We start from the raw sequence: 9,730 nt of genomic DNA, 5'->3' as shown, positions 1-9,730 counted from the left end.
ACTAACTGATTTGGGAATCCACTTTGTCCACACGGCCTAAGACTCGATGTGCAAGCTTTGGCAGTAAATCAAGGCAAGCAAGTCATGGTGATTGCTCGCATATCATATCGCCAATCGAGCCGGACATGAGGGACGGCCTACTTTCGGAGACCACCACATCGAAACCCAGAGGATTGATACTGCCGTCTTCATCCGCTCCTGTCGACTGGCCCACTCAAGTGCGCAAGCCCTCAATCAAGCGCAATAGGAATGCCATTGAAGCCTGAAGTTATTCATTGCCTTCCTTGAATACCCCCTGTGCAACTTTCACTCTGGCCACGGTCGTTAGGATGCAAAGCCCGGCTAATACAAAGGCTAAGCTGGGAAAATGGGTTGGCCATATGAGGAAGGCGGCAAAGAATGCAATTGTTTCAGAGCCTTCAATCATGCCGAACGCAGCATAATAGGACTTTTGTCCTCGAGCCTTGGTCGTTACGCCCCGTTTGGCGGCAAGCGTTGCAAAGGCAAGGTAGCTTGAAGCGGTAAGGCAAAAGCTTGCCAGAACGGCAGCTGCAGGTACGGCATTATTGCTTGGATCGGCCAAGGCGAAGCCTATCGGCACTGCGATATAAAACACATAATCACACACGATATCGAGGTAACCGCCAAAATCGGTTGGGCCTTTTGCTCGGGCAATTGCTCCGTCCAATCCATCGAGACACCGATTGATGGCGGCGAGGAAAAGCGCAAGTCCGTAGGCGTGAAATGCAATGGCGAAGCCACAGCCAATCGCGAAGATCACACCGAGTAAGGTTATTGCGTTTGCGCCAATGCCAGTCTTAACCAGACTGCTAGCAATCTGGTTGAGCGGCGGGTCAATCAATTTACGTAGCGGGGCATCAAACATGGCACGAACCAATTAGAAGCTGTAGCGAACCGACATTTGTAAGGTACGGGGGGGACCGACACTATTGCGGGTTAAACTCTGCCCGAAAACTTGGCGTTGGTTAGAAACCGTGAAATTGACCGGATAGCCACTTTCAGCCTCTGTGTTGAATAGATTGAATATGTCAGCCCGCAACTCAACATCCCCGCGTGCGACATTAATCTTATAACTTGCTCCGGCGTCAAGGGTCGCCGACCAATCCAATCGGCCAGAGTTTCTGCCCACGCCGGGGAAGCGATCCGGGTTTCCTGTAAACTGATCAGCAAACGACAGGCCATCGCCGTTTAAATCCGTCGTGCCAAAGATCGCGGCATTAGGGATGAAATTGATGGGCTGACCCGACTGGATCAGAGCCGCGAGCGTAAATGTGAGCCGTTCCTGAGGATAGGCATTAAAAATGGCCGAAATCACGTGTGTTCGGTCATTGAGGGATGGACCAAAGTCTGCAGCAAAATCATTTGCATTATTGGCGCGGAAGTTGATGTCGTCTGTATCATTCTTAAGACTGGATAGGGTGTAAAAGAGGGCACCATCCCACCACCCATCTGCACGAAGGCGCCGGGCTGTGAAAGTGAGGGCACGATACTCCGATTTTCCTTCCGTCTCGGAGACAATGATTGAGCGCGCGCCACCCTGGGGAACTATACCCCCAGCCAAAAGAGCTGGGCGCGTTGCATCAGCTGCCGCTTGCGTGCGGATAAGACCCAGGGCCTGACGCTGGGCAGGCGTTAAAGCGGCCACTGCCGCTGCCCCAAGCTGGTCATAAGCGGCTTGATTGAAGACAAAGGGTGTCGGTGCATTCAAATCGCGAAGGCGCAAAAGATTTTTGCCATCCGAATAAAGCGCATCTAAGCCGAACTGCCACGCGTTTGTGGGTTGCCATTGTATACCGAAGCTCAGTTGGAGAGTTTCCGGGTTGTCGAGGCCATTAGGATTGAAGATACGGCGCTCGCCCTGCGGCAACGCATTGCGCTGTGCAGTCAAGCTACGGGGATCAGGGCAGCTCGTGAGCGTGGTGCATAGCGAAGTTGCATCAACCGAAATATTGCCGCGATCGGTTGTGATGGCGTTAATCTGTGTTCCAGCTGGCAAAATTCCGCGGTTGATGAGCGTTTGAAGCTGTTCGAGGAAGCCCGGTGCGCGCGAGTTCTGCTGGATCGCATCTGAAATGATGGCGTAGGGTATTTTCTCAACAAAGATCCCGATCCCTCCACGTATCGCGAGGGCCTCGTTCGGAGTATAATTGAAGGAAAAGCGCGGCGAGAAATTATCGGTGTCGCCATCGCCAACAACCGAGGTCAAGGAGTCATAATCCCATCGAAGACCAAGTGTGAGGCTGAGGTCATCTGTGACCTGCCATTGATCTTCGACATAGAGATTGGTCAGCTCTTGTTTCTTTCCAAAGGAGCTTGGCTGGGTCTCAAAGCTGGCGCTCAAAATCTGAAGATTGGGTGGCAAGTCTGTCACGGACAAGCCAGTACCCCGGCCTGCGAAGGCGCTGATTTGTGCTGGTGTCAAAGCAACACTGAAGTTGCCATTTGGATTACCGCCGCCGAAGAGTTTAAAATTGGCGCGCATATAATCAAGGCCTACACGCAGCCGATGGGTGCCGCGATCAAAGGTCACCGCATGCTGGGTCTGCCAAGTCTTCTCCCTGCTATCGAATACATAACCTGGATGACCAATCACGGCGATTGGTGCGGAGAGATTTCCAGCAGCATATAGCGCAACTTGGGGACCATCACCGCGCAAGGGCTGGCCGTAATCCCATCTGAAGCTGCTATATTGTAGCGCGCCGGAATAATCGAACGTGTCGCCGCGATATTTTGTGGTAGCCGCAAGATTTAGCGATTCACGATCCTGTACGCTGCCAGCGCTTGGGAAAGTCACGCCACCGGTAAGGCCACCACCTTGTCGTTCCAGTTCGACATTGCCATAATTTATCCGGACAGCGCTGTTGAACCGATCCGTCCAATAATGATCCAACCGAGCTGTGATTAAGGTCTGTTCGTTGGTGCCGGGTAAAACCGTATCAACACCAAGTGCCGGGGCGCGTAAGATATTGTCGGTTTTGTCCTGAATAAACTCTGCATTCAGGAAAAAGAACGAACGATCCTTGAGGATTGGACCCGATAAAGCGATCCCGCCCTGATTGCGCGAAAAGCTTTCCGAAACGGGCGCTCCAAAAAGGGATGTTTGTCCCGAACCAGACCGCTCGGAAATGAGGTCATTGAGCCTTGAAACAGCAAATATTTCGCCGCGAAATTCATTGCTACCCGAGGGTGTGGTAACATTGACCACTCCATTGGCGGTTCGTCCAAAGGCAGCTGAGTATGAGCCCGATAAGACAGTGACATCTTGGATTGCGCCGACCGGTACGGGGAAGCGTTGGCCACCGAGGAAATTCTCATTATTGTCGAGACCGTCCACAAGGTAGCTGGTTTGCAAGGCATTAGCCCCATTAATGGCAACCGACGGGGCTTCTGGAAAAAAGCCCGTCGATTGGGTCACGCCAGGGAGCCGGAATAGCAGGCGCTCCAAGCTTCGCGCTTCGACAGGCAGAATGCTGATTGCTGTTGCGTCCAGGCTTGCGGAGATTTCTCCATTGGACGTGTTAAATCCGGTTTGCCCAAGTCTGCCGGTTACAATGACGGTATCGGTGTCATTTGGCGTCAAGAGAAGGGTTACAGACGACTGGAAGTCAGTTCGCAATCGTAGGGCTTCTGATTGGGCAGCAGCGGTGGTTGAAGTTTCAAGGGCGCGGACGATCCAGGTACCACCCGTGTCGAGGCCGCCAAAGCGAACCCTGCCTTGCTGGTCGCTTTGGCCTTCGAGTTTAAGGCCGGTTTCAGAATTTTGCGCCTCGACCGTTGCACCCACCGCAGCTTTGCCATCGGGGCCGATGAGCCTGATTTGAATGGAACTTTCTGCCAAGGCCAACGTTGGAACTGCACAAAATGCGGTTAGAGCTGTGAGCGACACGAGTAGAAAGCGATCCATAAAAACCTCTGTTTTTCAATCTGATAAGATCACCTACGTGAGATTATTAGAAAAGGTTACACTTTTTGGGTTCTAAACACAGTCTGATTTAGGACAATGTGATGAGTCGCCCTTCGACGTCTGCGGGATCATGTGTGACGAGGAGGACTGGCAAGGCCCGCGCAGAGATACGCTCAAAGGTAAAAGCCCGCATGCGGTCGCGCAGCGCCGGGTCCAACTTCGAAAACGGCTCATCTAACAAGAGCGCTTCAGGCTCAGCCAACAGCGCCCGCATCAAGGAAATCCGCGCCCTCTGACCACCTGACAACGTTGCGGGATCTCTGGGGCCGAAATCCGGTAACTCCGCGTCCACTAAGGCGGCTTTTACCCGTTCCTGACGCTCTCGACGTGCAATTTTGCTGGGCAAAGCAAATGCTAGGTTTTCGGCAATGGTTAAATGCGCGAACAGGAGGTCATCTTGATAGATAACCCCGACCCGTCTTTGTTCGATTGGCAGATCCGCGAGTTGGCGGCCATTTAAGTCGATCCTACCGGATGCCTGGAATGGCGGCCTGAGCGAACCCGAGACAAATGCAAGCAAGCTGGATTTTCCCACGCCACTGGGCCCCATGATGGTAACAACTTCGCCTGATCGAATGTGAAGGCTGAAATTGCTCAATAGGGGACGCGACTCAATGGAGATTGAGACGGTTTCGAGGCTTAGACCGCTGGTTTGGTGGTTCATATGAGTAAGCCCTTGCGCCGGGTGGCAACAAAATCTGAGAGACCAAGCGAGGCCAATAGGGCAAGGAAGGGCAGAACCGTGAGGCTTATGGCTATCACGCCTAAGGTCTTTCGATCACCACCAGAGGCGAGTGCCAACGTCTCGGTTGCCAGAGTTGAAATACGCCCGGCACCGGCAACTAGGGTTGGCAGATACAATGTCACACTCACAGAGAATCCTATCGCTGCAGCCGTCACGATCGGACGAAACAGGAGCGGAATTTTCACTTCCAGAAAGGTTGCCCATCTTGTTTTGCCAAGCGTTCGGGCTGTCAAGGCTGATCTTGGGTCAAGCGCCTGAAAGGGTCCATGCAAGGATAAATAGATGTATGGTCCGACAAATAGGAGGTGCGTCCAAATGACTATCGCGACGGAGCCATCCCAATGCAAGGCGCTCCAAAGGATCGTCACACCGAATAGGAAACTAGCTTGCGGCAAAAGCAGCGGTAACAATGGGAGAATTTGAGGGCGCGAACGGCCACCCTTGTCCCGCGCTTCAAGGGCGATGAGACATAAGATCAAAGCAAGCAAGGTCGAGATACAGGCAAGACCAATTGTTGTTACTGAAAGCTTTATGATAGCTGCCATCGACGAGCCCCAATGCGATAGGCTCCATGACATTGGTAGTGCCTCTGGCCACTGCCATTGGCCAGCAAACGACCAAATCAGCAAAACCAACACACTCAATAGGCTCGCAAATAGGGACAGGCCTGCTACGCTTTGGCCGAAAGCGGCTATAGCAATGTCGGCCCACCCACTTCGCCTGCCGGACCATATCCACAAGCGGCCAAGTTGGCCAGTTAGGCGTTCCAAGACGTCCCAGATACCGATTGCCACCAAGCTTATCAGGAGGAGCGTCGAGGCGCCTGCTGCAGCCTGAAACTGTAACTCGAGGTCAAAGTCGCCGAACCAATTTAGAACCAAGACGGCAAGTGTCGGTGGCGCACTTGGTCCAAGAACAAGCGCAAGATCGATGCTGCCCACGCTTGAAGCGATAACCGCAGAAATTGGTATCCGAATCTGTCGGTAGATTTGGGGCGCGATAATCAGCATGAACGCCCGTACTGGGCCATAGCCATAACTTTGTGCGGTCCGCACCATCGCATCCGCCCTGACTTGGCCGAGTGCAGAAATAATCATCAAAACCAGAAAAAGAGTCTCCTTGAGGGCTAAGCCAATCAGCAAGCATAAGGCCCAAGGGTCGCCGACGATCAAGAAATCAGGCGGCTGTTGCCAGCCCGATATCTCCGGTGAGATCAATCGTGCTAAGAAGCCACTTGGGGCCAGAAGAAATGCAAATCCTACGGCAAAGCTAACGTGGGGGAGGGCTAATGCCGCTGACAAAGGTGCTCTGAGCCGTTTGAACCAAGGCGTGTGATAAATGGACGCGCAAAATCCAAAAGCAGCCCCTACCGACAGAAATGCGCCGCCCAATCCAGAGATGAGTGTTGTCCAAATTGCTTGGCCGAAGCTTGGGTCGCCGGTCAAGGCGTTGATAGCTTGGAGGGAGAAGCCTGTTTCATTGAGCCCTGGGTGAAACCCAAAAGTCGGTAAGAGGACACCCAACAGGCCAAAACCTGTCGGCAAAAGAAGCGCCAGCGGCAATAACTGGCCTGCAATCCACCATCTCGTCCCGGAGTGTCGCGTCATGCGGCAAAGCGCGCGCGCCACGCCTCGCTCAGCGCAAGGTGCCAACTAGGGTGCGGCTCTGGCAAGGCCCTAGCCTGATCTTCCGGTCTTGGCATGGAGGGGTGATCCAAGATGGCGTCGAACAAAGTGCGATCTTTGGGCGTGAGCCGACTAAGTTCAAGAACGCCTGGATCGCCCCAAACCTTGGGATCAGCTTTACGCGCTTGAGCTTCGGGGGAAAGTAGGAAGTTGGCAGTCACGAGGGCACCTTCGCGGGCCGAAGAGTTAAACGGAATGGCGACAAAGTGTGAGTTTGTAATGGTGCCATTGTCCAAAGTGTAGGCGCGTGTGGTTGGCGGCAGTCGACCGGCGGTCACCCCCGTAGTCCCCTCAGCTGGGTTGAACGCTAAAGCCAAATCAACCTCTTGATCTTCAAGGAGGCGCATCAGAGCAGGATAATCTGGCGGGAAAGCTTGTGCCGCTCGCCACAGATTGGGGTGAAGGCGCTCTAGATAATCCCACAAAGGGGCGGTCATGGCCGGAAATTCTGTCGGGTTCACCTGCCGCTTTAAAGCGTCTTTATCAGCGCAAAGTTCTGACAGAATTTGCTTTAAGAAGGTGACGCCAACAAAATCTCCGGGCGCTGGATATGTAAAGCGACCTGGCCTTTTAGTGGCAAAAGCCAACAGCGCTTCGAGTGAACGCGGTGGGTTAGGCAGCCGGGCTTGATCATAGAAGAACGTGATCTGCGCCATTCCCCACGGGCTTTCAAAGCCTAGAGTGGGTAAAGTGAAATCAAGAATCGTAGAAGGTTTTCCAATCGTATCAACTAATTTGAAATTCGGCAGGCGATCGGTAAAAGGGCCGAATAGAAGGCCTTGCTGCTTGGCGACAGCAAAATTTTCGCCATTAATCCACATCAAATCGATGGAACCTTCAGACGTGCGCTTGGCAGTCTTATCGGCAATCAATCGGGTTACGCCGGATGCAGTATTGTCGGTTTTTAGGTGTTCCAGCCTGATATCAAAGCGGCTTCTTAGAATTTCAGCGACCCAGGTAATATAGGCATTGATCTTTGGGTCCCCTGCCCAAGCATTCCACCGAACCGTCTGGCCGCGTGCAGCGGCCATGATCTCCTCCCAAGTCCCTGGCAATGCACCTGCCGAGGGATTAGGTTTTGAACAGGACGTAACAGCGATTGCTGTAAAGCCGATTAAGATTGTGCGACGACTAGGGAAATTCAGTGGGAGATGCATCCAGCCCTCATTTGCGCTCGGTTGAATCTTATCAAGGTCTTGAGCCTCAACCTACATCACGCTTACAGGAAAGATAGTACAAAAGCTTCCTCCTTGGCCGTTTGAGGCGTTTTGCGCGTCATCCTTTCGATCATTTTGCAACCCCCTATGGCAAGGAATGGGTTGATGCCTAACCGCCATCGCGCAACAATTTCGAATTCCAATTGTTGGGGTCAGTAATATTTGTGTTGTCAAGGGAGGCCCCCGGGAAAATTGGCCGGTCATTGAGTGTTCGCTGGCCTTTGATCGTCGTGCCGAAGTCCTCTTTCAGGTGCCTTATGGCCGAAGGGACTTGACGATAGTGGAGATTGAATTGGGGTAAGACCGTCAAACGTGATGGCAATGGCAGACACTTTGCCGTTCAGATGAGCGAGAAATGACTGTTTAGTTCGGGCGAGCCAGCTGACTGCGCAACGATTGTTTCTGTGCCGGCGACAGCTTGCGCCAATCATGGCCTGTGAGAGCGCCTTCGAGTGCATAGAGCAGGTTCAAGCTTACCCTGAATTCAGACGTCATGCGGATACGGGCAAAGGCCTCTATGGCTCCTATGGCGCGCAGCTGTTCTTCGTCATAAATGTCGATCCGCGCCAATAGCTTTTCAGACGTCGGCCCGAGGCCGTGAAGTTCACTTATTCTGCGGGGTGGCATTGTCAGTCTTCGCCCTTAGTTGTGCGAGGTAATCCTCGAGCCTCTTGCCGGCTTCATGCCCAAAATGAGTGCCCAGAGCACAATTGACGATCCGGTCAATCCGAAAGACCCGAAAGTCGCCGCGCAGTTCACACCAAGCCGTCAGGGTCCACACTTTGCCCCAATGTTCCATTCCCAACGGGCGGACACTTCGCTCGGACGGCGCCTCGCCCAAATCCTTATAAGCGAGGTGTAATCGTTGCTGTGCAGCCAGCCCTTCGCGAACTGCCTTCAACATGTGGCGGTCCTGCGGTGTTAAAGTTGGTGGCGCATGAAATGGTGCCTGATGCACCCCTAATTTCACCAGCACTTCGCGAGCCGCAAGGCCCAATGTTTCGTCTCCATGGGCCGAGACAAGGGCCAAGCCCCAGCGTAAAGCTTCATGCTCAGGCCCTGTAAGGGCTAAAGGCGGCAAGAAAAAGTCGCCCCGGAGCAGATAACCAATCCCGCGCTCCCCGTCGATTGGCGTTCCATTGGCTTGTAGATCAGCAATGTCGCGATAAATGGTCCGCGTCGACACTTCCAATTGCTCTGCAAGCCATGAGGCTGTGCGCAGGCGACCGCCTCTCAACGCTTGAATGAGTGAAAAGAGGCGGTCTGCACGGCGCATCTAGTTCGACAGCACGATAGTTGCGTGATGCATAACCACGCTTGGGCCGTCGATAAGCTGCATGAAAGCATGAGCGGAAGGTTCAGTCATGATTGTCTCGGCGGCAATTTTAGCGCTATTCATATCATCCCATTCAATGCAATCAACGAAGATACCGTCGTCACGCAAAGAGAGCCTCCGCCATTTAAATCCTGCCTGATTGCGCAACCAAGATTCCAGCAAACTTGCCGCTTTTTGGACCTGTTCCACGTCAGCGGACGACTTAAACTCAACGATTTCCAAAACAGAACCAGTCATGGTGAGGGCCTCCTTTGTTAACGCCTGAAGGGTCTATGCCACACCCTAACTGACAGCATGGTGTCAGTAGCTTCCTGCTGGTCCTGATATGAGAACAGCCATTGGTTTAATCGCTTTGAGCAAATTTGGTCTGAATGCGCACGTGACACGGATTCTTAAGCGACACTGCGAAAAGGCCGGAGCTGTGAGGCTCCGCCCTTTGGCTAATTTGCTGAGATGAAGTGGCTAGACGGCGGTCTCAATCGGCAAGTCTGTGAGGTGGACCCCATTCGTCGGACAGGTTTGCGGCTTTGATAACTTGTATCTGGTTTTGGTTCTAACGCCGCAAATTGGAGTTTTGGCTCAGCCTGATCTNTTTGGCATATGCCTCATTGGGTGTGGCCCCGCCAAGGGCCGACTGGGGCCGGTCGGCATTGTAGTAGCTGCTCCATTTTCCAAGGCCTGCCCGCAGCTCGGTGCCAGTCTCGAAGGCATGGATGTAGATGCACTCGTACTTCAGCGACCGCCACAGCCGTTCGATGAACA

At 53.3% G+C, this 9,730-nt stretch carries 9 protein-coding genes; all 9 read right to left on the bottom strand.

Translation table 11 applies throughout. The features are described from left to right. Positions 1 to 268: 268 nt before the first annotated feature. Entirely contained in the window at positions 269 to 886 is a 618-nt protein-coding gene (locus tag B7364_RS04170) for a CDP-alcohol phosphatidyltransferase family protein (RefSeq protein ID WP_085338684.1), read from the bottom strand. A gap of 12 nt (positions 887 to 898) precedes the next feature. Continuing rightward, a complete protein-coding gene (locus tag B7364_RS04165) occupies positions 899 to 3,925 on the bottom strand; it encodes a TonB-dependent receptor (protein ID WP_085338683.1) in 3,027 nt (1,008 codons plus the stop codon). Positions 3,926 to 4,013: 88 nt separating this feature from the next. Further along, the gene (locus B7364_RS04160; RefSeq protein WP_085338682.1) at positions 4,014 to 4,649 is read right to left on the bottom strand and encodes an ATP-binding cassette domain-containing protein; all 636 of its coding nucleotides are present in this window, start codon (positions 4,647 to 4,649) and stop codon (positions 4,014 to 4,016) included. Continuing rightward, positions 4,646 to 6,337: an ABC transporter permease gene (locus tag B7364_RS04155; protein ID WP_085338681.1), complete on the bottom strand. Its 1,692-nt coding sequence runs from the start codon at positions 6,335 to 6,337 to the stop codon at positions 4,646 to 4,648. Before B7364_RS04155 ends, B7364_RS04160 begins: the two co-directional genes overlap by 4 nt. Continuing rightward, positions 6,334 to 7,572, bottom strand: coding sequence for an ABC transporter substrate-binding protein (locus B7364_RS04150; RefSeq protein WP_085338680.1), 1,239 nt, complete (start codon positions 7,570 to 7,572; stop codon positions 6,334 to 6,336). The genes B7364_RS04155 and B7364_RS04150 overlap by 4 nt, the downstream gene beginning before the upstream one ends. Positions 7,573 to 7,995: 423 nt before the next feature. Further along, positions 7,996 to 8,259: a TfoX/Sxy family protein gene (locus tag B7364_RS04145; RefSeq protein ID WP_085338679.1), complete on the bottom strand. Its 264-nt coding sequence runs from the start codon at positions 8,257 to 8,259 to the stop codon at positions 7,996 to 7,998. Further along, positions 8,237 to 8,908: a helix-turn-helix transcriptional regulator gene (locus tag B7364_RS04140; protein WP_085338678.1), complete on the bottom strand. Its 672-nt coding sequence runs from the start codon at positions 8,906 to 8,908 to the stop codon at positions 8,237 to 8,239. The genes B7364_RS04145 and B7364_RS04140 overlap by 23 nt, the downstream gene beginning before the upstream one ends. Further along, positions 8,909 to 9,205: a hypothetical protein gene (locus tag B7364_RS04135; protein WP_085338677.1), complete on the bottom strand. Its 297-nt coding sequence runs from the start codon at positions 9,203 to 9,205 to the stop codon at positions 8,909 to 8,911. It abuts the gene before it with no gap. 316 nt (positions 9,206 to 9,521) lie between these two features. Next, positions 9,522 to 9,730: integrase core domain-containing protein (locus B7364_RS04130; RefSeq protein WP_157893476.1), on the bottom strand; the 209-nt coding region annotated here is incomplete at its 5' end.

The sequence above is a fragment of the Aquidulcibacter paucihalophilus genome (genome assembly GCF_002105465.1).
Lineage (GTDB): Bacteria > Pseudomonadota > Alphaproteobacteria > Caulobacterales > Aquidulcibacteraceae > Aquidulcibacter > Aquidulcibacter paucihalophilus.
The sequence above is the reverse complement of the archived record's forward strand: the minus strand, read 5'-3'. Positions and strand labels throughout refer to the sequence as shown.